This window comes from Corynebacterium epidermidicanis (assembly GCF_001021025.1).
Lineage (GTDB): Bacteria > Actinomycetota > Actinomycetes > Mycobacteriales > Mycobacteriaceae > Corynebacterium > Corynebacterium epidermidicanis.
The window spans coordinates 367673-392093 of the sequence record NZ_CP011541.1; the positions used below are offsets into that span (position 1 = coordinate 367673).

20 protein-coding genes and 4 tRNA genes are annotated in these 24421 nt (G+C 56.4%); 19 read left to right on the forward strand and 5 right to left on the reverse strand.

Features of this window, described 5'->3' with window-relative positions; translation table 11 throughout:
* The first annotated feature begins 62 nt into the window (after positions 1-62).
* The 15 genes from CEPID_RS01725 to CEPID_RS01795 all read left to right on the forward strand — a co-directional run bounded on the left by CEPID_RS01725 (position 63) and on the right by CEPID_RS01795 (position 15662).
* A tRNA-Tyr gene (locus tag CEPID_RS01725) sits at positions 63-144 on the forward strand.
* Between the two features lie 804 nt (positions 145-948).
* Positions 949-1021: transfer RNA gene (locus tag CEPID_RS01730), tRNA-Thr, on the forward strand.
* Between the two features lie 46 nt (positions 1022-1067).
* A tRNA-Met gene (locus tag CEPID_RS01735) sits at positions 1068-1139 on the forward strand.
* A gap of 166 nt (positions 1140-1305) precedes the next feature.
* Positions 1306-1378: transfer RNA gene (locus CEPID_RS01740), tRNA-Trp, on the forward strand.
* 36 nt (positions 1379-1414) lie between these two features.
* Positions 1415-1744, forward strand: a complete 330-nt coding sequence (secE, locus tag CEPID_RS01745; protein ID WP_047239497.1) for a preprotein translocase subunit SecE — start codon at positions 1415-1417, stop codon at positions 1742-1744.
* Between the two features lie 212 nt (positions 1745-1956).
* A complete protein-coding gene (gene nusG, locus CEPID_RS01750) occupies positions 1957-2775 on the forward strand; it encodes a transcription termination/antitermination protein NusG (protein ID WP_047239498.1) in 819 nt (272 codons plus the stop codon).
* 215 nt (positions 2776-2990) lie between these two features.
* Positions 2991-3425, forward strand: coding sequence for a 50S ribosomal protein L11 (gene rplK / locus CEPID_RS01755; RefSeq protein ID WP_047239499.1), 435 nt, complete (start codon positions 2991-2993; stop codon positions 3423-3425).
* A 97-nt stretch (positions 3426-3522) separates the two neighbouring features.
* Positions 3523-4227, forward strand: coding sequence for a 50S ribosomal protein L1 (gene rplA, locus CEPID_RS01760; protein WP_047239500.1), 705 nt, complete (start codon positions 3523-3525; stop codon positions 4225-4227).
* A gap of 250 nt (positions 4228-4477) precedes the next feature.
* On the forward strand, positions 4478-4903 hold the full coding sequence (locus CEPID_RS13545; protein WP_236684274.1) for a CD225/dispanin family protein: 426 nt from the start codon (positions 4478-4480) through the stop codon (positions 4901-4903).
* A gap of 65 nt (positions 4904-4968) precedes the next feature.
* Positions 4969-5313, forward strand: coding sequence for a DUF2752 domain-containing protein (locus CEPID_RS01770; protein ID WP_236684275.1), 345 nt, complete (start codon positions 4969-4971; stop codon positions 5311-5313).
* A gap of 309 nt (positions 5314-5622) precedes the next feature.
* Positions 5623-6141, forward strand: coding sequence for a 50S ribosomal protein L10 (gene rplJ / locus CEPID_RS01775; protein WP_047239502.1), 519 nt, complete (start codon positions 5623-5625; stop codon positions 6139-6141).
* Positions 6142-6220: 79 nt separating this feature from the next.
* Positions 6221-6607: a 50S ribosomal protein L7/L12 gene (gene rplL, locus CEPID_RS01780; protein ID WP_047239503.1), complete on the forward strand. Its 387-nt coding sequence runs from the start codon at positions 6221-6223 to the stop codon at positions 6605-6607.
* 229 nt (positions 6608-6836) lie between these two features.
* Positions 6837-7784: a DUF3068 domain-containing protein gene (locus CEPID_RS01785; RefSeq protein WP_047239504.1), complete on the forward strand. Its 948-nt coding sequence runs from the start codon at positions 6837-6839 to the stop codon at positions 7782-7784.
* Between the two features lie 273 nt (positions 7785-8057).
* Entirely contained in the window at positions 8058-11558 is a 3501-nt protein-coding gene (rpoB, locus tag CEPID_RS01790) for a DNA-directed RNA polymerase subunit beta (protein ID WP_158408008.1), read from the forward strand.
* Between the two features lie 117 nt (positions 11559-11675).
* Complete coding sequence (locus tag CEPID_RS01795) at positions 11676-15662, forward strand: DNA-directed RNA polymerase subunit beta' (protein ID WP_047239505.1); 3987 nt, start codon at positions 11676-11678, stop codon at positions 15660-15662.
* A 133-nt stretch (positions 15663-15795) separates the two neighbouring features.
* Here the strand turns inward: CEPID_RS01795 and CEPID_RS01800 are convergent, their stop codons facing one another.
* Positions 15796-17154: an IS30 family transposase gene (locus tag CEPID_RS01800; protein WP_456236251.1), complete on the reverse strand. Its 1359-nt coding sequence runs from the start codon at positions 17152-17154 to the stop codon at positions 15796-15798.
* A gap of 515 nt (positions 17155-17669) precedes the next feature.
* Here CEPID_RS01800 and rpsL point away from each other — a divergent pair.
* The 4 genes from rpsL (at position 17670) to tuf (ending at position 22482) form a co-directional block, all read left to right on the forward strand.
* Positions 17670-18038 carry a 30S ribosomal protein S12 gene (gene rpsL / locus CEPID_RS01805; RefSeq protein ID WP_047239507.1) on the forward strand — a complete coding sequence of 123 codons (369 nt, stop codon included), beginning with the start codon at positions 17670-17672 and terminating at the stop codon, positions 18036-18038.
* A 4-nt stretch (positions 18039-18042) separates the two neighbouring features.
* Positions 18043-18510, forward strand: coding sequence for a 30S ribosomal protein S7 (rpsG, locus tag CEPID_RS01810; RefSeq protein ID WP_047239508.1), 468 nt, complete (start codon positions 18043-18045; stop codon positions 18508-18510).
* A gap of 282 nt (positions 18511-18792) precedes the next feature.
* Positions 18793-20919: an elongation factor G gene (fusA, locus tag CEPID_RS01815; RefSeq protein ID WP_047239509.1), complete on the forward strand. Its 2127-nt coding sequence runs from the start codon at positions 18793-18795 to the stop codon at positions 20917-20919.
* Between the two features lie 372 nt (positions 20920-21291).
* Positions 21292-22482 carry an elongation factor Tu gene (gene tuf, locus CEPID_RS01820; protein WP_047239510.1) on the forward strand — a complete coding sequence of 397 codons (1191 nt, stop codon included), beginning with the start codon at positions 21292-21294 and terminating at the stop codon, positions 22480-22482.
* Between the two features lie 166 nt (positions 22483-22648).
* Here the strand turns inward: tuf and CEPID_RS01825 are convergent, their stop codons facing one another.
* The 4 genes from CEPID_RS01825 to CEPID_RS01835 are packed head-to-tail and all read right to left on the reverse strand — an operon-like array spanning position 22649 to position 24407.
* On the reverse strand, positions 22649-23215 hold the full coding sequence (locus CEPID_RS01825; RefSeq protein WP_047239511.1) for an Asp23/Gls24 family envelope stress response protein: 567 nt from the start codon (positions 23213-23215) through the stop codon (positions 22649-22651).
* The gene (locus CEPID_RS01830) at positions 23212-23754 is read right to left on the reverse strand and encodes a DUF6286 domain-containing protein (RefSeq protein ID WP_047239512.1); all 543 of its coding nucleotides are present in this window, start codon (positions 23752-23754) and stop codon (positions 23212-23214) included. The genes CEPID_RS01825 and CEPID_RS01830 overlap by 4 nt, the downstream gene beginning before the upstream one ends.
* Complete coding sequence (locus tag CEPID_RS12780) at positions 23751-24212, reverse strand: Asp23/Gls24 family envelope stress response protein (RefSeq protein ID WP_083984330.1); 462 nt, start codon at positions 24210-24212, stop codon at positions 23751-23753. The genes CEPID_RS01830 and CEPID_RS12780 overlap by 4 nt, the downstream gene beginning before the upstream one ends.
* Positions 24213-24215: 3 nt before the next feature.
* Positions 24216-24407: a hypothetical protein gene (locus tag CEPID_RS01835; protein WP_047239513.1), complete on the reverse strand. Its 192-nt coding sequence runs from the start codon at positions 24405-24407 to the stop codon at positions 24216-24218.
* Between the last annotated feature and the right edge of the window lie 14 nt (positions 24408-24421).

The window sequence follows — 24421 nt, forward strand, 5'->3', positions numbered from 1 at the left end:
GCCGATTTGCTCTCTAGTAGGTGCCTCGTAGTAGAGTATGTAACGCACTTGAAAAAGAGCACGCCAGATTGCCCGAGCGGCCAAAGGGAGCGGATTGTAAATCCGTCGGCATTGCCTACGTTGGTTCGAATCCATCATCTGGCACACGAACAGCACCCCACACTCTGAGATGAGCGTGGGGTGCTCTTTCGTGTGTCTGCTTGTGGGGTTGGGCTGTCAGGCCGGGGATGAGCTTTTTTGGGGTTAGGTAACGAAAAGTGTGTCCGGTCGGTGTGTCGTCGGCCGTGCGGGTTTGCTGCACAAGTGCTATGTCGTCGCTTCGGCGTAGTCAGACTACGTAGAACAGCGTTTTTTAATGAATAAAATCCCACAGCGGTAGTCCGCCTACACCGAAGGGACGACATCGAGCGAGCTACGGCTGCCAGACAACAGTAAATACTGGCTTCAGGCCCATAACGTTGCGGGAAACATGCATCAGATACACACTTTTCTTTACTTAACACCCGGGGTGAGCTTTGTTTTTTTGAGTGTTGTTGGGGCTGCACACTTGCTAGGTCGTACTTCCGAAGCTCTCCTGTTCGGGTAGCTGGGGAGCAGGCTTTACCAGTGGCCGAGCTTCACAATGTGCTGGAAGTTTCGGAAAGCTGGATTGTTTGTGGCGACTAGTTCAGTGTTTGCTCAGTGTGCTACTCAAGCTCGGATTGTCTTTCAGATGGCTCAGCTTTTGCGATTTTGAGCAAGCTCTAAGGCGCTCGGCGCTCGCGCTCGCCGAAGCGCACCGCGACTCGCCGAAGCGCACCGCGACTCGCCGGTCGTTAAAGTGTGAAAAGAGTTAATCAAAAACTAGCTTTGACCAGTCGATTTGTGTTGATAAACAAAATGCGGTTATTCTACTCAAGGCTTCAAGGAAAGCGGGCAGTGAAAAGCTGTCAGATTTTCAGAGGCTGTGCCCCCTTAGCTCAGTCGGCAGAGCGTTTCCATGGTAAGGAAAAGGTCGACAGTTCGATTCTGTCAGGGGGCTCTGTTCTTTTCTCTGGTAAGTTTGCCGGAGGGAAGACCCAACCCATGGCGGTGTAGCTCAGTGGTAGAGCAAACGACTCATAATCGTTGTGTCGCGAGTTCAATTCTCGCCATCGCTACTGAGATTTCATTTACAAGTTCTGCACCGGGATCCAATTTGGTTGTCGGTGCTTTCGGGTAAAAGGATCTCAACTCGAGAAGTCACCGAGGTATCGCTGGCAAGAGATTTGAATTCTGTCCAGTTTCCGCTAAAGTGGTTCCGTACTGCCAAACATGGTGGTGCTTAGGGGCGTAGCTCAATTGGCAGAGCAACGGTCTCCAAAACCGTAGGTTGCAGGTTCAATTCCTGTCGCCCCTGCAAGGTAACCCTAACTGTGTGACTCAAGGAGCTCGTGTGTCTGAAGATCGTCAACCAGCAAATGAGGCAGGTGCAGCCCGCCCTACTGGTAAGCGTCAGCTCACTGGAGCGTCAACCACTTCCACTGCACAGATGGAAGCTAAGAAAGCTACTCGTGTGTCGGATGATTCTGAGAAGGTTGGCGGTGGTGTAGCTTCCTTCCTTCCTGAAGTCGGTTCGGAACTAAAAAAGGTTATCTGGCCTACCGCGAAGCAGATGGTGGTCTACACCACGATCGTGTTCGTGTTTCTGATCATCATGACTGCTCTGGTGTCTGGCGTCGATTGGCTGGCCGGACTCGGAGTTGAGAAAGTTCTTGGCGCTTAGCTAGAATCAAAGTACTGTTTATCCCGCCGAAAGCCCGCAAGGGTCGGCGGGATAATTTATTGCCTGATCATGAGAAGCAGCCCCACGAGTATGATGGGGGCCAATCGTGGTCGCCCCGGGGCGAAGTCGATGAGGCTCGCCCTAACGCAGGCCCTGCGCTGCAAAACACGACCCGAGTTAACCCAACGTAAAGCGAGAGTAGAAGATCAACCATGAGTGACGAACTGGCTACGGAAAACGGCCACATCGACGAATTCGCTGCTGCTGAAGACCAAGCGAAGCAAGCGGCAGCTGAGGCTCCTGGCAGCGAAGAAGTCGCCCGCGCAGCCGAGGCTCTCGGGGACACAGAAGCTGCCGAGGTGGCCGACGCGGAGGATGCGGCGCTCGCCGAATACAAGGCCCGTTTGCGTGCCTACATTCGTGAGCTCAAGAAGCTGCCGGGTCAGTGGTATATCATTCAGTGCTACTCGGGTTACGAGAACAAGGTGAAGACCAACCTTGACATGCGCGCCCAGACTCTCGAGGTTGAGGACTCCATCTACGATGTTGTCGTGCCGATCGAAGAGGTCACTGAAATTCGCGACGGCAAGCGCAAGCTGGTCAAGCGTAAGCTCCTCCCGGGCTACGTCCTGGTCCGCATGGATGTCAACGACCGGTCCTGGTCTGTGGTGCGCGACACCCCGGGTGTGACCTCCTTCGTGGGCAATGAAGGTAACGCCACCCCGGTCAGGCACCGCGACGTCGCTAAGTTCTTGATGCCGCAGACCGCACCTGCGGAAGGCGAAGCAGACGCAACCAACGCAGAAGGGGAGAAGGTCATTGCTCAGCCGATGACTGAAGCTTCGAAGAAGCCTCAGGTTGATTTCCAAGTTGGCGAAGCTGTCACCATCCTCACGGGTGCGCTGGCATCTGTTTCCGCAACCATCTCGGAGATCGATGTTGAGACCGGCAAGCTCCAGGCTTTGGTGTCCATCTTCGGCCGTGAAACTCCGGTCGAGCTCACCTTCGATCAGGTAGAAAAGATCTCCTAGTTTTCGCACAACAGCCCGCCCTGCACCAGGACGTCGACAAGCACGATCGGCGATTTGGATCGGGGCGGGCTGTGGCGTACAGTTAGCAACCGCGTGTTTTCTGCACGCCTTGAATCATTCATCCCCGGTGGCTCATAGAAATAAGGGCATCCGGACGTCGCGCTTGCAGGCATCGATGGCAAGTGCAGGCGGTAACAAGGAAAGTAGGTAGTTCGATGGCTCCTAAGAAGAAGGTCGCTGGCCTCATCAAACTGCAGATCCAGGCTGGTCAGGCAAACCCTGCACCTCCAGTTGGCCCAGCGCTTGGTGCGCACGGCGTCAACATCATGGAATTCTGCAAGGCTTACAATGCTGCAACGGAAAACCAGCGCGGCAATGTGGTCCCTGTTGAGATCACCGTCTACGAAGACCGTTCCTTTACCTTCAAGCTGAAGACCCCTCCAGCAGCCAAGCTGCTGCTGAAGGCTGCTGGCTTGCAGAAGGGTTCCGGCGTTCCGCACACCCAAAAGGTTGGTAAGGTCACTATGGATCAGTGCCGCGAGATCGCTACCACCAAGAAGGAAGACCTCAACGCTAACGACGTTGAAGCCGGCGCAAAGATCATCGCTGGTACCGCCCGCTCCATGGGCATCACCGTCGAAGGCGAGTAATTCCCCTGGGTTGTCGACACCCGTCGGCAGCCCGACTTACATCGTGGCAGGGCCCGCTCCGGCCCGCTAAAACCACAATTTTCGCAAAGGAAAACAAATGAGCAAGAAGTCTAAGGCTTACCGCGCCGCCGCCGAGCTTATCGACGCCGGTCGCATCTACTCTCCAATTGAAGCTGCAAAGCTCATCAAGGAGACATCTTCCAAGAACTACGACGCTACCGTTGACGTTGCTATGCGTCTGGGGGTCGACCCACGTAAGGCTGACCAGCTGGTTCGTGGCACCGTCTCCTTGCCACACGGCACCGGTAAGACTGTTCGCGTTGCTGTCTTCGCTGAAGGCGAAAAGGCCACCGAGGCTGAGGCTGCAGGCGCAGACATCGTTGGTACCTCCGAGCTGATCGAGCAGATCACCGCTGGCACCATCGAGTTCGACGTTGCTATCGCAACCCCAGACCAGATGGCCAAGGTTGGTCGCGTAGCTCGCGTCCTGGGCCCACGTGGTCTCATGCCTAACCCTAAGACTGGCACTGTCACCACCGACGTTGCTAAGGCAATCGCTGACGTCAAGGGCGGCAAGATCTCCTTCCGCGTCGACAAGGCTGCAAACCTACACGCTGCAATCGGCAAGGCTTCCTTCGACGCTGAGAAACTGGCCGAGAACTACGGCGCACTTCTCGACGAAGTTATGCGCTTGAAGCCATCCTCTGCAAAGGGTATCTACCTGAAGAAGATCACCCTGTCTTCTACCACCGGCCCTGGCGTCCCAGTTGACCCATCCGTACAGAAGAACTACGCAGGCTAATCCCTAGCTGCACCTTAGCCGGGCTCGTCCACTTATCGACGGGCCCGGCTTTGCTATTCAGGTATTTCAGATTTTTATGGCAGGTGTTGTGAAATCGTTATCATTCCGCCCGCTAATAAAAGTAATGGTCAACGCGCGATGGTGGGTTTAGTGTTCTCCTCCCTGTAAAATTTGCCCTGCGAAACTAGAAGTTACTTGCTAAAGTCGCATAGTCACTGTTCACTGTTTGTTTAGAGCTTAAGGAAAGCAAATGACTACCCCGCAGAACCCATTTGACCCAACCGGTGCTAACAACGACCCAGCGCGTGACAACGCAAACCCTTATGGATCTACTGAGGGGCAGTCGAACCCTTACGACAACGCCTATTCTTCCGCAGGCAGCTTCCCAACCGGGGCGGACGCTGGTTACCAGGAAATGGGTGCCAAGCCGAACAACTACCTGGTATGGGCAATCCTCTCCACGATCTTCTGTTGTTTGCCAGCCGGTATTGTGTCTATCGTATTTGCGTCGCAAGTGAATGGTCGCTGGGATGCGGGTAATTACGAAGGCGCTCGCGATGCTGCGAAGAAGGCCAAGACCTGGGCGATTATTTCTGCAGTCGTCGGTATCATTTTCTCCGTCATTTACGGAATTATGGTTGCGATGGGCGTTGGCATGGATGCCACCAACGCCTAATGTCGAGCCTGCACGATTCCCCACTAGCTCCCATCGCTATTGGAACCGGGGCAATCTGCAGTTGCATGGCAATAGCTGCTGCTGACCCCACCACGCCCGGTGGGGTCATTCCTGTTTGTCCAACCAAGGCTCTACTAGGGATTAACTGTCCCGGATGTGGCGCGATGCGAATGATTCAATGCTTAACTCAGTTTCGTTTCGCTGATGCCGTGCGCTACAACGCACTCGCCGTCCTATTTACAGTGCTGTTGTTATGGGCATGGTTGGCTTGGCTGCTGAAGACTTTGGGGAAAACAATGCCTAACTGGACTGGTTGGAAATGGTCGCCACATGTAGTTGGTGTTTTGACTGCAGTCTGGTTTGTGGTGCGTCTCCTGCCATTCGAGCCCTTCGCCCAGTTGCGGGTGTAGTGCCAGTCTGGCGTCGATAAGCGCTCATGTAGTGGCGATTTGGTGATTGTCCTCGAGAGCTATAAAGTAAGCAGTCGAAGTTTGAAGCGTCGCTAGTCGACGCAGCTCAAGTTTCACCGAAGACCGTCGGTCATCCCTAATGGGATCGAAGGTGCTTCCCGAATGGGAGCCGGCCCACGCAGGAGTTACGAGAGTCCATCCTCATTGTCATGATGTAGGTTGTGCCCTGTGCTCTTGCACGGGGCTTTTTGCATTGTGTAAAAGGTCCCGGCGGACAACGTAATCACACATGAGGAAGGAGGCGAAGTAATGGCAAACGCAAAGAACACCGCTGCACTGGCAGAGTTGAAGGAAAAGTTCGCGGCAGCTAACTCGATCGTATTGACCGAGTACCGCGGTCTCTCCGTCGCTCAGACCACCGAGCTGCGTCGTGCACTGGGCGCTGACGTTCAGTACTCCGTCGCCAAGAACACCATGATCAAGCTGGCTGCTCAAGAAGCTGGCATTGAAGGTCTTGATGATCTCCTTACCGGCCCTACCGCAGTCGCCTTCATCCAGGGCGAAGCTGTAGACGCTGCTAAGGCGCTGAAGAAATTCGGCACCGACAACAAGGCATTCGTGGTCAAGGGTGGCTACATGGACGGCAACGCACTGAGCGCAGCTCAGGTCGACGCCATCGCCGAGCTGGACAACCGCGAGACCACTCTCGCAAAGCTGGCTGGCGCCATGAAGGGCAACTTGGCAAAGGCTGCAGGCCTGTTCAACGCTCCTGCTTCCCAGGTCGCACGCCTCGGCGCTGCACTGCAGGAAAAGAAGCAGGGCGAATAATCTGCCGACCGGCAGATTCGCTACACCAAAAACTTCACCTTGACTCACACGAGTCAAACAAACGAAAGGACTTGCCATCATGGCTAAGCTCACCAAGGACGAGCTCATCGAAGCTTTCAAGGAAATGACCCTCATCGAGCTCTCTGAGTTCGTTAAGGAATTCGAAGAGGTCTTCGAAGTTACCGCTGCTGCTCCAGTTGCAGTTGCTGCTGCTGGCGCTGCTGCTCCAGGCGCTGCTGCTGAAGAAGAGAAGGACGAGTTCGACGTCGTTCTCGAAGACGCAGGCGCAAAGAAGATCGGCGTTATTAAGGCTGTTCGCGAGATCGTTTCCGGTCTCGGCCTGAAGGAAGCTAAGGAGCTCGTTGAGGGCGCACCTAAGGCTATCCTCGAAGGTGCTAACAAGGACGACGCTGAGGCTGCAAAGGCTAAGCTCGAAGAGGCTGGCGCAAAGGTTACCCTCAAGTAATCTTGGCTTTCATAGCTTGAATTCCCCGTTCACTGGTTTTCTGGTGGGCGGGGTTTTTCTTTGACCAATTCCAGCAACTGCGCGTTGAATGCGACTGCAACTTTGCGCATTTTGAAAGGCAATCGGCGCCTCGGTTCGACGTCGTGGCCGGGAAACAGCCTCGACGCTAGTGCTGCTAATTAGGGTGCTGTCACTGAGCGCATAAACGCCAATAGGTAACATAGCCAGCATGCTCCCAAAGTCCCGAATTCTTTCTGCGCTGCTTCTCGGCCTTGGTGCGATGCTGCTTGCGTGGGGTCTCCTCGCGCCGCATTTCCTGCATTTTGATGGCCGCATGCCGTTGGATTTGGAACATACTACATACTCGCTGCGTGATGAGAAGGCGAAGACTCGTCTGAACCAGGACCCTGATGGGCGAGTCCTGGATGCTCCCGTTACTCGACAGCTTCATGCTGAGTTCAAAGATCCAGTGGATGTTAATTCGGTGACTGTGCGCATGGGGGTAACGACGATGCGGGAGAGCCGGCAAGCGGATCTTGACCGCTTAATTACAGCGTCAGTCTGGTCTTATCGCTTGGACCGGTTTACTGGCCTGCCACTCACCCCGGCTACGGTGGCGGACCAACCCGCGAGCCCCACTCGCTCAGTTCCCGTGGACGCCTTGTGGGTAAAATTCCCGGCGAACGCAGAGCAGATCACTTATCAAGTGTTCGATGACACCCTGCGAAAGCCCGTTCCAGCCAATTTTGCTGAAGAACTATCGATTGACGGCCGGACGGTGTACCGCTACCACCAAGACATTGAACCGACGAATGTCGCGCTAGGTTATGCCGGCCCATTCAACACCACCACTTTTAAAGATGGCGAAAAGGGCTTCTTGTTCCATTCCGGGACCCGCGATATTTTCGTTGACCAGCACACCGGCATGGTGGTAGACATCCACGAGAAGTTCGACGATTTCTACGGCACAGCAAAAGGGGAGAAGAAGGAGCAGGTCTTGCTTTTCGACGCCCAGCTCAGCGACACTGATCGCGCAGCTCTAGTGCAACAAGCTGCGAGTATCAACGATGGATCGACTATAGCGCTGCTCAATAAGGTCGCGGTTGGGGTGGGGCTCGTCGTGAGTATTGTTGCGTTGCTCGGCGTGTTCGGCGTGGGGCGTCGAAAAGCGTCCTAGTTTGTGTGTTAGAGTGCACCCAGTTTGACTAACTCATAACGCTTTACTTTTGGCGGAGAATTGTATAGGCTGTTTCGTTGCACTGGAATCTTTTGACCAGTTTTTTTGAAAGACCTTGGCAAGCGGAGTTAAAAAACCGATTTGACAAGGTCATTCCGTGCTATCTGGACGTGTTCCGGGTGGTGCGCTGGTTGAAAGTCCCAAAGCAGACCGAATGCTCAAATAATAGCGGTCGGTGGCCTCCACCCACATTAGGGGCTACTACCGCGTGAGGTGCTGGAAGGACGCATCTTGGCAGTCTCCCGCCAGACCAAGTCTATGGCCGAAATCCCTGGAGCTCCGAAGCGATACTCGTTCGCTAAGGTAACGGAGCCAATCGAGGTCCCTGGTCTTTTGGACCTTCAACTCGATTCGTTTGCATGGTTGATCGGCACGCCTGAGTGGCGTGAACGCATGCAAGCTGAAGTCGGTGAAGGCCAACGAGTGACCAGTGGTCTTGAAGATATTCTGGAAGAATTGTCCCCGATTCAGGACTACTCCGGAAACATGTCCCTATCCCTGTCCGAGCCTCGCTTCGAAGAGGTTAAGCACTCCATCGACGAGTCCAAGGACAAGGACATCAACTACTCTGCGCCGCTGTATGTCACCGCAGAATTCGTCAATAATGAAACCGGCGAAATCAAGTCGCAGACGGTCTTCATTGGCGACTTCCCAATGATGACAGACAAGGGCACCTTCATCGTCAACGGCACCGAGCGTGTTGTTGTTTCTCAGTTGGTGCGTTCGCCAGGTGTCTACTTCGATGAATCCATCGATAAGTCCACCGAACGTCCACTGCACTCAGTGAAGGTCATTCCTTCTCGTGGCGCATGGTTGGAGTTTGACGTCGATAAGCGCGACACCGTTGGTGTGCGTATCGACCGCAAGCGTCGCCAGCCGGTTACTGTCCTGCTGAAGGCATTCGGCTGGACCACCGAGCAGATCAAGGAACGCTTCGGCTTCTCCGAGTTGATGATGTCCACCCTGGAAAACGACGGTGTTGCAAACACCGACGAAGCACTGCTTGAGATTTACCGCAAGCAGCGCCCAGGCGAGCAGCCGACCCGCGACCTCGCACAGTCGCTGCTGGATAACTCATTCTTCCGTGCGAAGCGCTACGACCTCGCCAAGGTGGGCCGATACAAGGTCAACCGCAAGCTCGGCCTCGGTGGCGACCACGAGGGTCTGATGACCCTGACCGAAGAAGACATCGCAACCACGATCGAATACCTCGTGCGTCTGCACGCGGGTGAGACCACGATGACCTCGCCGAACGGCGTTGTTATCCCGGTTGAGACCGACGACATCGACCACTTCGGTAACCGTCGTCTGCGCACCGTTGGCGAACTCATTCAGAACCAGGTTCGTGTTGGCCTGTCCCGCATGGAGCGTGTCGTTCGTGAGCGCATGACCACGCAGGACGCCGAGTCCATCACTCCTACGTCGCTGATCAACGTTCGTCCGGTCTCCGCGGCTATTCGTGAATTCTTCGGTACCTCCCAGCTGTCTCAGTTCATGGACCAGAACAACTCCCTGTCGGGCTTGACGCACAAGCGTCGTCTGTCCGCTCTGGGCCCAGGTGGTCTGTCCCGTGAGCGCGCCGGCATCGAGGTCCGCGACGTTCACCCATCTCACTACGGCCGCATGTGCCCAATTGAGACTCCGGAAGGCCCGAACATTGGTCTGATTGGTTCGCTGTCCTCCTACGCGAAGGTGAACCCATTTGGCTTCATTGAGACGCCATACCGCAAGGTAGAAAACGGCGTGCTCACCGACCAGATCGATTACCTGACCGCCGATGAGGAAGACCGCTACGTGGTGGCCCAGGCCTCCACCGAGCATGACGCCAACGGCAAGATCACCGAAGACCGCGTCGCAGTCCGTCTGAAGAACGGCGACATTGAGATTGTTGGTGCCGAAGACATCGACTACATGGATGTCTCCCCACGCCAGATGGTCTCCGTGGCAACTGCTATGATTCCATTCCTCGAGCACGACGATGCTAACCGTGCCCTCATGGGTGCGAACATGCAGCGTCAGGCGGTGCCATTGGTTCGCTCCGAAGCTCCATTCGTGGGAACCGGCATGGAAAAGCGCGCCGCCTACGACGCCGGTGACTTGATCATCTCGAAGAAGGCCGGCATCGTCGAAAACGTGGCAGCTGACTTCATCACCATCATGGGTGATGACGGCATCCGCGATACCTACATGCTGCGCAAGTTCCAGCGCACCAACCAGGGCACTTCCTACAACCAGAAGCCACTCGTTGACATGGGTCAGCGTGTAGAAGCTGGTCAGGTCCTAGCTGACGGTCCTGGTACTGCCAACGGTGAAATGGCACTTGGCCGTAACCTGCTCGTGGCATTCATGCCATGGGAAGGCCACAACTACGAGGACGCCATCATTCTCAACCAGCGCCTGGTGGAAGAGGACATCCTGACCTCTATCCACATCGAGGAGCACGAGATCGATGCTCGCGACACCAAGCTTGGTGCCGAAGAGATCACCCGGGAAATCCCGAACGTTTCCGAAGATGTCCTGAAGGACCTCGACGAGCGCGGTATCGTCCGCATCGGTGCTGACGTCCGCGACGGCGACATCCTGGTCGGCAAGGTCACGCCTAAGGGCGAAACCGAGCTCACCCCAGAAGAGCGCCTGCTGCGCGCCATCTTCGGCGAGAAGGCTCGCGAAGTCCGCGACACCTCCATGAAGGTGCCACACGGTGAAACCGGTAAGGTCATCGGCGTTCGTCGCTTCTCCCGTGAAGACGACGACGACCTCGCTCCAGGCGTCAACGAGATGATTCGCGTCTACGTGGCTCAGAAGCGCAAGATCCAGGACGGCGACAAGCTCGCTGGCCGCCACGGCAACAAGGGTGTTGTGGGCAAGATCCTGCCTCAGGAAGACATGCCATTCATGCCAGACGGCACCCCAGTGGACATCATCCTGAACACCCACGGTGTGCCACGCCGTATGAACATCGGCCAGGTGCTCGAAGTTCACCTCGGTTGGCTCGCTGCTGCAGGTTGGAAGATCGACCCAGAAGATCCAAAGAATGCAGAGCTGCTGCAGACCCTGCCTGAGGAGCTCTACGACGTGCCGGCTGGATCGCTCACCGCAACCCCGGTATTCGACGGTGCCTCCAACCAGGAGCTTGCTGGTCTGCTCGCCAACTCGCTGCCTAACCGTGACGGCGACGTCATGGTGGACGAAAACGGCAAGGCCCAGCTTTTCGACGGCCGCTCCGGCGAACCATTCCCATACCCAGTTTCGGTCGGCTACATGTACATCCTGAAGCTGCACCACCTGGTTGATGAGAAGATTCACGCTCGTTCCACGGGCCCTTACTCCATGATTACCCAGCAGCCACTCGGTGGTAAGGCCCAGTTCGGTGGCCAGCGCTTCGGTGAAATGGAAGTGTGGGCAATGCAGGCCTACGGCGCTGCCTACACCCTGCAGGAACTGTTGACCATCAAGTCTGACGACGTGGTCGGTCGCGTGAAGGTCTACGAAGCCATCGTGAAGGGCGAAAACATCCCTGATCCTGGCATTCCAGAGTCCTTCAAGGTCTTGCTGAAGGAGCTGCAGTCCCTGTGCTTGAACGTGGAAGTTCTTTCCGCAGACGGCACCCCAATGGAACTGGGCACTTCCGACGACGACGAGTTTGACCAGGCCGGTGCCTCTCTCGGCATCAACCTGTCTCGCGACGAGCGTTCCGACGCCGACATCGCGTAACTCACGGTCCGCGACGCTTATCGACACCAAGATGGCCGTCGATAAGCGCAGCGGGCAAAAGAAACCGAAAACTTGTAAGAACCCACAACAAAACCCCTCGGGGTGAAAGGGAGTTACGTGCTCGACGTCAACTTCTTCGACGAGCTCCGCATTGGCCTCGCCACTGCGGACGACATCCGTCGCTGGTCAAAGGGCGAGGTTAAGAAGCCTGAGACCATCAACTACCGTACTTTGAAGCCTGAGAAGGACGGCCTGTTCTGCGAACGCATCTTCGGTCCAACGCGTGACTGGGAATGTGCCTGTGGCAAGTACAAGCGCGTCCGTTACAAGGGCATCATCTGTGAACGCTGTGGCGTTGAAGTCACCAAGTCCAAGGTTCGTCGTGAGCGCATGGGCCACATTGAGCTCGCCGCCCCGGTAACCCACATCTGGTACTTCAAGGGTGTTCCTTCCCGCCTGGGCTACCTGCTAGACCTGGCACCAAAGGACCTGGAACGCATCATTTACTTCGCTGCCAACATCATCACCAGCGTTGATGACGAGGCACGCCACAACGACCTGACCACTCTGGAAGCAGAAATGCTCCTGGAGAAGAAGGACGTTGAGGCGGACATGGAGTCCGAGATCGCTGAGCGCGCGCAGAAGCTGGAAGAGGACCTCGCTGAGCTCGAAGCAGCAGGTGCGAAGGCTGATGCTCGTCGCAAGGTACAAAATGCCGCTGACAAGGAAATGCAGCACATCCGCGAGCGCGCTGAGCGCGAAATCGATCGCCTGGATGAAATCTGGAACACCTTCGTCAAGCTTGCACCAAAGCAGATGATCATCGACGAGAACATCTACACCGAGCTCGTCGACCGCTACGAGGACTACTTCACGGGCGGCATGGGTGCTGAAGCTATTCAGAACCTTATCCGTGGCTTTGACCTCGACGCTGAAGCTGAAGAGCTTCGCGAGATCATCAACAACGGCAAGGGCCAAAAGAAGATGCGTGCGCTCAAGCGCCTGAAGGTCGTAGCGGCCTTCCAGCGTTCCGGCAACGACCCTGCCGGCATGGTTCTCGACTGCATCCCAGTGATCCCACCTGAGCTTCGCCCAATGGTGCAGCTCGACGGTGGCCGCTTTGCGACGTCCGACCTGAACGACCTCTACCGTCGTGTAATTAACCGCAACAACCGCTTGAAGCGCATGATCGAGCTGGGTGCCCCAGAGATCATCGTGAACAACGAAAAGCGCATGCTGCAGGAGTCGGTGGACGCGCTCTTCGACAATGGTCGTCGCGGCCGCCCGGTCACCGGACCAGGCAACCGTCCACTGAAGTCCCTGTCTGACCTGCTCAAGGGTAAGCAAGGCCGCTTCCGTCAGAACTTGCTCGGTAAGCGCGTTGACTACTCTGGTCGTTCCGTAATTATCGTCGGCCCTCAGCTGCGCCTGCACGAATGTGGCTTGCCAAAGCTGATGGCTCTCGAACTGTTCAAGCCTTTCGTGATGAAGCGTCTGGTCGAAAACGACTACGCGCAAAACATTAAGTCCGCGAAGCGCATGGTGGAACGCCAGCGTCCAGAGGTGTGGGACGTCCTCGAAGAGGCGATTTCCGAGCACCCAGTGATGCTGAACCGTGCGCCAACGCTGCACCGCCTCGGTATTCAGGCCTTCGAGCCTGTTCTCGTTGAAGGTAAGGCAATCCAGCTGCACCCGCTGGCTTGTGAAGCCTTCAACGCCGACTTCGACGGTGACCAGATGGCAGTTCACTTGCCACTGTCCGCAGAAGCCCAGGCGGAAGCTCGTGTGCTGATGCTGGCTTCCAACAACATTCTGTCCCCAGCATCCGGTAAGCCACTGGCTATGCCACGTCTGGATATGGTGACCGGCCTGTACTTCCTGACCCTCGATAAGAAGGAAGACGAATTCGGCGGCCAGGGCGCGTACCGCCCAGCCGACGAAAACGGTCCGGCACAGGGTGTGTACTCCTCCATGGCGGAAGCCATCATGGCGTACGACCGTGGGGTGCTCGGCCTGCAGGCAAAGATCAAGGTGCGCATCAGCCACCTGCGTCCGCCTGCAGATATCGAGGCAGAGCAGTTCCCAGACGGCTGGAACAAGGGCGACACCTGGATGGCTGACACCACCCTAGGCCGCATCATGTTCAACGAGCTCCTGCCATGGAACTACCCATACCTCGAAGGTGTGATGGTTCGTAAGGGCGGCGGCTCCGACAAGATCATGCTCGGCGACGTCATCACCGACCTGTCCGCGCGTTACCCAATGATCACGGTCGCACAGACCATGGACAAGATGAAGGACGCTGGTTTCTACTGGGCAACCCGTTCCGGCGTGACCATTACCATGTCTGACGTTCTGGTCTTGCCAAACAAGGACGAAATGCTGGATCGCTACGAAGCAGAAGCTCGTACGATCGAGACGAAGTTCCAGTTCGGTAAACTCACGACCCGCGAGCGTTACGACCGCCTGGTTGAGCTGTGGAAGGATGCCACCGACGAAGTTGGTAAGGCTGTCGAGGATCTGTACCCGGACGACAACCCGATTCCAATGATCGTGAAGTCTGGTGCTGCAGGTAACATGCGTCAGATCTGGACCCTGGCCGGTATGAAGGGCATGGTTGTGAACTCGAAGGGTGACTACATCACCCGTCCGATCAAGACCTCCTTCCGTGAAGGCCTGACCGTTCTCGAGTACTTCAACAACTCCCACGGTTCCCGTAAGGGCCTGGCCGACACCGCACTGCGTACCGCAGACTCCGGCTACCTCACCCGTCGTCTCGTGGACGTCGCCCAGGACGTTATCGTTCGCGAAGAAGACTGTGGCACCCGTCAGGGCGTCCGCGTTCCAGTCGCGGAGAAGTCCGGCGACAAGTTCGTCCGCCATTCTCTGGTAGAGACCTCGGTTTCCGGTCGCGTTCTGGCTGCTGATGCAACGAACGCTGCCGGCGACGTGGTGCTCGCTGCTGGCACCGACCTCGGCGAACTGCAGATCGACGCGCTGGTTGACGCCGGTGTAGAGATTGTCAAGGTTCGCTCCGTGCTGACCTGCCAGACTGCCACCGGCGTGTGTGCAAAGTGCTACGGCAAGTCCATGGCTTCCGGCCATCAGGTGGACATCGGCGAAGCAGTCGGCATCGTCGCTGCTCAGTCGATTGGTGAGCCTGGTACCCAGCTGACAATGCGTACCTTCCACCAGGGTGGTGTCGGTGGCGACATTACCGGTGGTCTGCCACGTGTTCAGGAGCTGTTCGAAGCCCGTGTTCCAAAGAACCGTGCTCCGATCGCTTCTGTCGCAGGTAAGGTCCACCTGGAGGACGAGGGCAACTTCTACACCCTGACCATCGAGCCAGAAGATGGCTCGGACAACGTGGTCTACGAGAAGCTGTCCAAGCGTCAGGGCTTGGCAATGGTGAAGGTTCCAATGGAATCCAACCCAGACGCCATGATCGAGCGCACCCTGCGCGAAGGAGACCGCGTCAACGTAGGCGACCGCCTGCTGCGTGGTCCAGCTGACCCGCACGACGTGCTCGAGGTTCTCGGCCGACGTGGTGTGGAGCAGCACCTTATCGACGAAGTGCAGGCCGTGTACCGCGCCCAGGGCGTGGCCATCCACGACAAGCACATCGAAATCATCATCCGCCAGATGCTGCGCCGTGGTACCGTCATCGAATCCGGTTCCACCGAATTCCTGCCGGGTACCCTGGTTGATCTGTCCGAAGCAAAGCGAGCTAACGCCCAGGCAATTGCCGACGGCGGTCAGCCTGCGGAGCTTCGCTCCGAGATCATGGGTATTACCAAAGCCTCGCTCGCGACCGAGTCCTGGCTGTCCGCGGCCTCCTTCCAGGAGACCACCCGCGTGCTTACTGACGCCGCTATCAACAAGCGTTCGGACAAGCTGATCGGCCTTAAGGAGAACGTGATCATCGGTAAGCTGATCCCAGCTGGTACCGGTATCTCGCGCTACCGCAACATCTCGGTCAAGCCGACCGAAGCTGCGCGTAACTCGGCTCCGTACTCGATCTCCAACTTCGGTGATTCGATCTACGGTGATGACGGATACGGTGAATTCACCGGCGCATCCGTTCCGCTAGACGAGAGCTTCTAGGCCCCTCGGTCTGCTTTAGATAGAGAAAACCCCGCTTCGCGTAAACAACCTCCCAGTGGGTGGGAGGGATGCGAAGCGGGGTTTTCGTCCCTTTACATAGACTGGCGGATTCTAGTGGTCGTGGAAACACGGTCTAGGTTTCTTTGTCTAGCAATTGTGCCATGCGTTCTGCGGGGGTATCGAAGTTGAGTGTTTTTCGTGGTCGTCTGTTGAGCTGCATGGCAACGAATTCCAGGTCTTCGGCGGTGTGGACGCTTAAGTCTGTGCCTTTAGGGAAGTACTGGCGTAGGAGCCCGTTGGTGTTTTCGTTGCTGCCGCGTTGCCAGGGTGAGGCTGGGTCACAGAAATACACCGGGCAATCTGTGGCGATGGTAAACGATTTATGTCCTGCCATTTCACTTCCTTGATCCCAGGTTAACGAGCCTTTGAGATGCTCAGGTAGCCCATTGATCGCTGCAACCAGTGCGTTTCTTACTGCTACGGCGTCATGTCCATCGGGTAGGTGCAATAGCATGACATACCTGGTGGATCTTTCCACGAGGGTGCCGATAGCTGATGTGTTTCCTTTACCTAAGATGAGGTCACCTTCCCAATGCCCTGGGACAGCTCGATCTTCTACGTCGGCTGGCCGATCGGAAATCATGACCATAGGGTCAACAAATCGCCGCCGAGGGATACGCTGCCCGCGAGGTTTACGCACTGTGCGCCCTTGTCGCAGGCATGCTGCGATTTCTTTCTTTAACTCGCCTTTAGCCTGGAAGAACAATGCTTGGTAGATAGTTTCAGCACACACGTGCATAGTGTCATCGTCTGGATAGTCTTTGCGCAACCTCCCTGCGATCTGTTCCGGAGAGAGCTTGTCACGCAGCATGGCAAAGATGGTCTCCCATAAACCTGGGACGAGGTCGATCTTGCGTTTTTTCGGCCGGAATCTGCGAAGCGTTGATGTGCGCTGTGCATGGGTGGGTAAATACAGGCCGAAATCATCCTGGTTACGGCGTAGCTCTTTGCTGATCGTTGACGGTGCGCGCCCTAACCGCCGGGCGATGGCACGCACACCGAAGCCTTGCCGATGCAAGTCGAAAATAAGCTCACGTTCTTCAATACAGAGATAACGCGGTGAAATCCGCTGATCAATACGCGATTGGGGGACGATAGCAATCGGCAACGACTGCCGGCCGTCAACATAGTCAAGCAACTGCATAAGCCTGTTATACAAGGCCGCATCCGGCCCATCCGGGATGAACGCTACACGCTGCCGCCCCACCTTGATGACGCCTTTGTCGATATCACGCGCATCACGTAGATGAATTCCACACGCATCAGCGGCATCTTTTCGCCCTAACGCACCAATTCGAAGCTGCAAATAAGCACACCGGCGCGAGGTTGCCGCAGCACGCCGCCCATGAGGATTACGCGTCCATAACCCCAGATCGATGCCCACTCGGTAGACAACCGAGCTGCCCAGCTGGCAGTGACGGACTATATCCATCGGCGCCCAGCCTCGAAGCCACAACGAAGCAATCTGCTCGTATTGTTTAGACGACGTAGTAACCCGTGAACGAACAGGTAGCGCCAACCGGTGCGCCAACGCATACGCCACGCTATCAGGCAACCCAGTACTACGCGCTGCCGCGCGAACCGAGCTACCAGCTCGTACCAAGCTGGAAAACCTGTCAACAACAACCGGATCAGGATCCCATACCGACCCCATGAAAACACCTCACAACAATCAGGTGTTTCCACGACCACTAGAATCCGCCACTCTTCTACAAAAGGTTTTAGGAAGATGACGAGATTTGGAGTATTGGCTCCCTATGCGGTAGTGTACTGACTAGTCCCACATGCATATGTTGGGAGCCTTGCATTTGCTCCGCTCACAAGGTGCGAAGCGCTAAGTGCAATGGAAGAACCACGGTAGCGGCCCCGGAAAGAGCCCCTTTTTTCGTTTGTCTACCGACTTTTCCAAGGCTACAGCTAAAGCTCATCACAATAGAAAGAACTTCTATGCCTACTATTCAGCAGCTGGTCCGCAAGGGCCGCCATGATAAGAGCACGAAGGTCGCTACCGCTGCACTGAAGGGTTCCCCTCAGCGCCGTGGCGTGTGCACCCGTGTTTACACCACTACTCCTAAGAAGCCTAACTCCGCTCTGCGTAAGGTTGCCCGTGTGCGCCTGACCTCCGGCATCGAGGTTTCCGCTTACATCCCAGGCGAAGGCCACAACCTCCAGGAGCACTCCATGGTGCTCGTTCGTGGTGGTCGTGTGAAGGACCTCCCAGGTGTTCGCTACAAGATCGTGCGTGGCGCACTTGACACCCAGGGTGTTAAGGACCGCAAGCAGGCACGTTCCCGCTACGGTGCAAAGAAGGGATAAGTAAATGCGTAAGGGAAAGGCGCCAGTACGCCCGGTCGTCAAAGACCCGGTATACGGCTCTGAAACTGTCACCCAGCTCGTAAACAAGGTTCTGCTGGACGGTAAGAAGTCCACTGCAGAGCGCATCGTTTACAGCGCACTCGAGGCTTGCCGCGAGAAGACCGGCACCGATCCAGTGCTGACCCTCGAAAAGGCTCTGGGCAACATCAAGCCAGACCTTGAGGTTCGCTCCCGTCGTGTTGGTGGCGCAACCTATCAGGTTCCTGTTGAGGTTCGTCCGAACCGTGCCAACACCTTGGCTTTGCGTTGGCTCGTGACCTTCACCCGTCAGCGTCGCGAGAACACCATGGTCGAGCGTCTCGCTAACGAGATCCTCGATGCAGCAAACGGCCTCGGCGCTTCCGTGAAGCGTCGCGAAGACACGCACAAGATGGCAGAAGCCAACCGTGCGTTTGCTCACTACCGCTGGTAATTGTGCAGCGTAGCAATGGCCCTGTCGCCGTACCTCGACGAAGCTAGCATCCCTGATTACCAGGCGTGCTAGTCCCGGCGACAATCGGCGGCGGGGCCATTGCGCACCCAAGCCATTAGTCAAAAGCAGGTTTCTTGCCCCTTTAGGGCTGTGAAAACCGTCAACTAATGGCACAATTGAACGAGTACTATATTCATCGGCGGTTTTCGCCTGCTGCTTTGCCTCAAAGACGCGGTAAACCCAGGTAAAGAATCGCCACGATAGACGAGTTGGGGAACCACTGTGGCACAAGAAGTGCTTAAGGACCTGAATAAGGTTCGCAACATCGGCATCATGGCCCACATCGATGCTGGTAAGACGACAACCACCGAGCGTATTCTGTTTTACACCGGTATCAACCGCAAGGTCGGCGAAACCCACGACGGTGGCGCTACCACCGACTGGATGGAGCAGGAAAAAGAACGCGGCATTACCATTACCTCCGCTGCTGTGACCTGTTTCTGGAACGAAAACCAGATCAACATCATTGACACCCCAGGCCACGTTGACTTCACCGTTGAGGTTGAGCGTTCCCTGCGTGTCCTTGACGGCGCTGTTGCTGTGTTCGACGGCAAGGAAGGCGTTGAGCCGCAGTCCGAGCAGGTGTGGCGTCAGGCTGCGAAGTACGACGTTCCACGTATCTGCTTCGTGAACAAGATGGACAAGATGGGTGCGGATTTCTACTTCACCGTACAGACCATCATCGACCGACTCGGAGCAAAGCCATTGGTTCTCCAACTGCCAATCGGTGCTGAAGATGACTTTGACGGCGTTGTCGACCTCGTCAACATGCAGGCTCTGACCTGGCGCGGCAAGGTTGAGGTTGGTGCTCCTGCCACCATCGAAGAGATCCCAGCAGATCTCGTCGACAAGGCCAACGAGTGGCGCGAGAAGCTCCTTGAGACCGTCGCTGAGTCCGATGAAGAGCTCATGGAGAAGTACTTCGGTGGAGAAGAGCTCACCGTTGAGGAAATCAAGGCTGCTATCCGTAAGATGACGGTTGCTTCCGAAGTTTACCCAGTTCTTTGTGGTACCGCATACCGCAACAAGGGCGTTCAGCCCCTGCTCGACGCAGTTATTGACTACCTGCCAACCCCACTGGACATCGGTGAAGTTCACGGCCACAAGGTGGGCGACGAAGCTGTTGATCTCATCCGTAAGCCTTCTGTTGATGAACCGTTCTCTGCTCTTGCCTTCAAGATCGCTGCTCACCCATTCTTTGGTAAGCTGACCTTTGTTCGCGTTTACTCCGGTATCGTTGAGCCTGGCGCCCAGGTTGCTAACTCCACCAAGGGCAAGAAGGAGCGCATCGGTAAGCTGTTCCAGATGCACGCCAACAAGGAAAATCCTGTCGACGAAGCACGGGCTGGTAACATCTACGCGTTTATCGGTCTGAAGGACACCACCACCGGTGACACCCTCTGTGACATCAACGACCAAATCATCCTGGAGTCGATGGACTTCCCGGATCCGGTTATTGAGGTTGCTATTGAGCCTAAGACCAAGGCTGACCAGGAAAAGCTGGGTACCGCCATCCAGAAGCTCGCTGAAGAGGACCCAACCTTCACCGTTAAGCTCGATGAAGAGACCGGCCAGACCGTCATCGGCGGAATGGGCGAGCTTCACCTCGACGTCCTCGTTGACCGCATGAAGCGCGAATACAAGGTCGAAGCTAATGTTGGTGCTCCACAGGTCGCATACCGCGAGACCATTCGCAAGACCGTGGAAAACCTCGACTACACCCACAAGAAGCAGACTGGTGGTTCCGGTCAGTTCGCAAAGGTTATCGTTACCATCGAGCCTTACGCGCCAGAACCAGAGGAACTGGCAGAGGGCGAGTCCGCAATCTACAAGTTCGAGAACGCCGTCACCGGTGGCCGTGTTCCTAAGGAATACATTCCATCTGTCGACGCTGGTATTCAGGACGCAATGCAGTACGGCTTCCTCGCAGGCTTCCCACTCGTGAACATCAAGGCCACCCTGGTCGACGGTGCATACCACGACGTGGACTCCTCCGAAATGGCCTTCAAGATTGCAGGCGCTCAGGCCCTCAAGGCCGCTGTCGAAAAGGCAAAGCCAGTTCTGCTCGAGCCAATGATGGCCGTTGAGGTCACCACCCCTGAGGAGTACATGGGCGACGTCATTGGCGACCTGAACTCCCGTCGTGGCCAGGTCAATGCAATGGAAGACCGCTCAGGTGCCAAGGTTGTCAAGGCTAAGGTTCCACTTTCCCAGATGTTCGGCTACATCGGCGACCTGCGTTCCCGCACCGCCGGCCGTGCAAACTTCACCATGATCTTTGACTCCTACGCTGAGGTTCCTACCAACGTAGCTGCTGAGATCATCGCTGAGCGCAACGGAAACGCCTAGTTTCTAGGCAAAAGGTCGGCGCGCACCTCTCCTCGGGAAAACTGGGGGAGTGAGCGTCGGCCGCACCAAAAAGCAGGCTGATTTTTGCCAGGCGACAGCAAGCTTTTATAATTCGGTGCGAGCCTAAAGTAGTGGCTTGTTGAACCTCGCCGCGACCGATGTCGTGCGAGGCTGAACTGGCCATTACTTTAGGAAAAGCTGGGTAAGCGTGAGGGTTTGAAAAACAACCCAATGCACCCTAGTATCATGTAACTGGCAGAAATAACCATCCGAGTCTCGGGTCTTTCCACTCATGGAAGATTTACGGGAGGAGGAAACCACCAAATGTGGCTGCGAGAGTCGTAGCCACCATGAAGTCCAGGAGGACATACAGTGGCAAAGGCGAAGTTCGAGCGCACGAAACCGCACGTAAACATCGGCACCATCGGTCACGTTGACCACGGTAAGACCACCACCACCGCGGCTATCACCAAGGTTCTGGCTGACGCTTACCCAGATCTCAACCAGGCTTTCGCTTTCGACGCCATCGACAAGGCACCGGAAGAGAAGGAACGTGGCATTACGATTAACATTTCCCACGTTGAGTACCAGACCGAGAAGCGCCACTACGCACACGTTGACGCTCCAGGCCACGCCGACTACATCAAGAACATGATCACCGGCGCAGCTCAGATGGACGGCGCAATCCTCGTTGTTGCAGCTACCGACGGCCCAATGCCTCAGACCCGCGAGCACGTTCTGCTCGCTCGCCAGGTTGGCGTTCCTTACATCCTCGTTGCTCTGAACAAGTGCGACATGGTTGACGATGAGGAAATCATCGAGCTCGTTGAGATGGAAGTTCGTGAACTTCTCGGTGAGCAGGAGTTCGACGAAGAAGCTCCTATCATCCACATCTCCGCTCTGAAGGCTCTCGAAGGCGACGAGAAGTGGACCCAGTCCATCCTCGATCTGATGCAGGCTTGTGACGACAACATCCCAGACCCAGTTCGCGAGACCGACAAGCCATTCCTCATGCCTATCGAGGACATCTTCACCATCACCGGCCGTGGCACCGTTGTTACCGGTCGTGTTGAGCGCGGCTCCCTGAAGGTCAACGAGGAAGTTGAAATCCTCGGCATCAAGGAAAAGTCTCAGACCACCACCGTTACCGGTATCGAAATGTTCCGCAAGCTCCTCGACTACACCGAGGCTGGCGACAACTGTGGTCTGCTGCTCCGCGGCACCAAGCGCGAAGACGTCGAGCGTGGCCAGATCGTGGCTAAGCCAGGCGCTTACACCCCTCACACCGAGTTCGAGGGCTCCGTCTACATCCTGTCCAAGGATGAGGGTGGCCGCCACACCCCATTCTTCGACAACTACCGCCCACAGTTCTACTTCCGCACCACCGACGTTACCGGTGTTGTGAAGCTCCCTGAGGGCACCGAGATGGTCATGCCTGGCGACAACGTCGACATGTCCGTCACCCTGATCCAGCCTGTCGCTATGGACGAAGGCCTCCGCTTCGCTATCCGCGAAGGCGGCCGTACCGTTGGTGCAGGTCGCGTTACCAAGATCACCAAGTAATTCTTGATCTGCTAACGCAAACTTCAGCCCGCTGCCGAAAGGTAGCGGGCTTTAGTCATTTTAGGGTGTCTTTTCTAAAGCACTACCGTCGTTTGCCCGTGAGCTGGTACAGACTTCGTAATGCTGAGCAATCTCTAAGGCATTCAGCGACCGCGCCTACAGCAAACTAGCTCGTGCTCCGATCAACTGGTGCTGCATGCAGTTTGAACAAGATTTGGATGTCCAATTTACCGATGGCCGTCCGAACGTCCTGTTCTGCTTGTTCCGCATGCTCAATCAACTGTGACAACGAAGTTCCCGGTTCAGATGTAACGGTAACCTGCATTATTCGCCGACCTCGATCCGTGTGTACGAGCGATGAAGCTCGAATAACCCGGGGTAGTTCCTCGAAAGAGTCCGCTACTGCGCCGGCCAAAGCCCAGAGATCGATATCCACTGCGCCAGCGTTTGAAGTGGCTGACGTTGAGATGCGGTGAATATGGTGCCGCCTCAGGTTCAAAACGATAATTCCCACGCACAAGGCAAGAGCACATAGCCCGATCCCTACGACTGCGGATAAGTACCAACGCTGATTAGGGACATCGAGCCATTCCGGTAGCCTGGCCAGGTCGGCCAGGTGTTGCGCAAGGGGATAGTCGTAAAACAGGCCGACTGCAAGCAATCCGATCGATACCAGGAGTAGACCGGCGACACAGACAAAGAACCGATCGACGATGGATGTCAGCTTTGTCATCGAGCCTCCTCGTTTCGGGAGTGGACGCGAATGTTGATCTTCGGGTCGTCGATAAGCTGCTGCAGGATGGGGTAAACGGATTCTTCGACGCGCCCCGGGAGGTTGGGATCGTTGGGGTCTCCGGTCACGGAGATGTTGATGGCGCGGGGAGTCGCGAAAGTGGAGGCCCGAAGGACGCCCGGCACCCGTTGCGCATGCGCTGTGCACAGGCGAGCGATGTCAACGGGTCGCACCCAAATCCGTGCTGAGGAGCGCAGTTGGCGATGTGTGGCGCGACGTGGCAGAAAAGCAACCACAATCAAGCACAGTCCGAGTGCAATCGCGAACAAACCTGCTGGAAACATCCATGGCTGGTAGCGGGCGGTCCCGATGGTCTCAAAGATGGGTTCGAGCCAGGATTGCAGTTGGGAGCCGGTGCGCATCGTCCATAGTTCACGACCCACAACAACGACTACTCCCAAAAGAGCTACCGCCAACAGCAGTGCCACCGCGCGGGCAGCCGGCTGGGCTTTGGGTTGTTTCAACTTCTGCGAGGTCATCGTGGGGCCCTCCAAATAACGATTGGCCGCAGTGGCCTAGGCGCTACTGGCATCGAAACCGAGGTCACTGGGGTGCTGCGCACGCGTATCGATGCTGTTGGCGGCGGACTTAACGCCAGTTGATCAGCGGTGACGCGAAGCCCAGTGTGGACCACAGGACCGACCACTACATTTACTTGGCTCACGGTCAATCCCGTGAAGGTCTCAACATGCATCCGAACAGCATCCCGTACCGCTTCAGCTACCTTCACCACGGGGCTTGGCCACGTCACAGCGATAAACGTCTCGATCGACACCGTCCCCTGGAGCTCGTCCAATTGCACGTCGTAACGAGGGAATTTCCGGCCGGTTAAGCGGTCAATGCCCGCGGAGTGGCTGATCGTGCCGGGAACGCTGGCGACGGCCGCGGCCACAATCCTGGTGATCGCCCGTTCTGAAATCCGTACCGTTAACGCCATTGATTAACCTCGGCCGCCGAACCTCAGCGCGTCCAACATTCGACGCACATCAACCCGGCCATCAAACTGAGCGCCCGCCAGACCGCCCAGCGCACCGAATAGCACTGCAAGTAGCAAGCCCGAAAAGCCACCAAGAATGGTGGCAAAAGCCAGCACAAACCCCACACAGGTGCCGATAACGATAGCTTTAGACATTCTCTACTCCCAGC

Bases quoted from the DNA above. Each gene is read 5' to 3' on its own strand.
- CEPID_RS01785 (WP_047239504.1), top strand. From the start codon at position 6,837: ATGCTCCCAAAGTCCCGAATTCTTTCTGCGCTGCTTCTCGGCCTTGGT.
- rplJ (WP_047239502.1), top strand. From the start codon at position 5,623: ATGGCAAACGCAAAGAACACCGCTGCACTGGCAGAGTTGAAGGAAAAG.
- rplA (WP_047239500.1), top strand. From the start codon at position 3,523: ATGAGCAAGAAGTCTAAGGCTTACCGCGCCGCCGCCGAGCTTATCGAC.
- CEPID_RS01825 (WP_047239511.1), bottom strand. From the start codon at position 23,215: ATGACAAAGCTGACATCCATCGTCGATCGGTTCTTTGTCTGTGTCGCC.
- nusG (WP_047239498.1), top strand. From the start codon at position 1,957: ATGAGTGACGAACTGGCTACGGAAAACGGCCACATCGACGAATTCGCT.
- CEPID_RS01835 (WP_047239513.1), bottom strand. From the start codon at position 24,407: ATGTCTAAAGCTATCGTTATCGGCACCTGTGTGGGGTTTGTGCTGGCT.
- CEPID_RS01770 (WP_236684275.1), top strand. From the start codon at position 4,969: ATGGCAATAGCTGCTGCTGACCCCACCACGCCCGGTGGGGTCATTCCT.
- rplL (WP_047239503.1), top strand. From the start codon at position 6,221: ATGGCTAAGCTCACCAAGGACGAGCTCATCGAAGCTTTCAAGGAAATG.
- rpsG (WP_047239508.1), top strand. From the start codon at position 18,043: ATGCGTAAGGGAAAGGCGCCAGTACGCCCGGTCGTCAAAGACCCGGTA.
- CEPID_RS12780 (WP_083984330.1), bottom strand. From the start codon at position 24,212: ATGGCGTTAACGGTACGGATTTCAGAACGGGCGATCACCAGGATTGTG.
- CEPID_RS01800 (WP_456236251.1), bottom strand. From the start codon at position 17,154: ATGGATATAGTCCGTCACTGCCAGCTGGGCAGCTCGGTTGTCTACCGA.
- rpsL (WP_047239507.1), top strand. From the start codon at position 17,670: ATGCCTACTATTCAGCAGCTGGTCCGCAAGGGCCGCCATGATAAGAGC.
- CEPID_RS13545 (WP_236684274.1), top strand. From the start codon at position 4,478: ATGACTACCCCGCAGAACCCATTTGACCCAACCGGTGCTAACAACGAC.
- rplK (WP_047239499.1), top strand. From the start codon at position 2,991: ATGGCTCCTAAGAAGAAGGTCGCTGGCCTCATCAAACTGCAGATCCAG.
- CEPID_RS01830 (WP_047239512.1), bottom strand. From the start codon at position 23,754: ATGACCTCGCAGAAGTTGAAACAACCCAAAGCCCAGCCGGCTGCCCGC.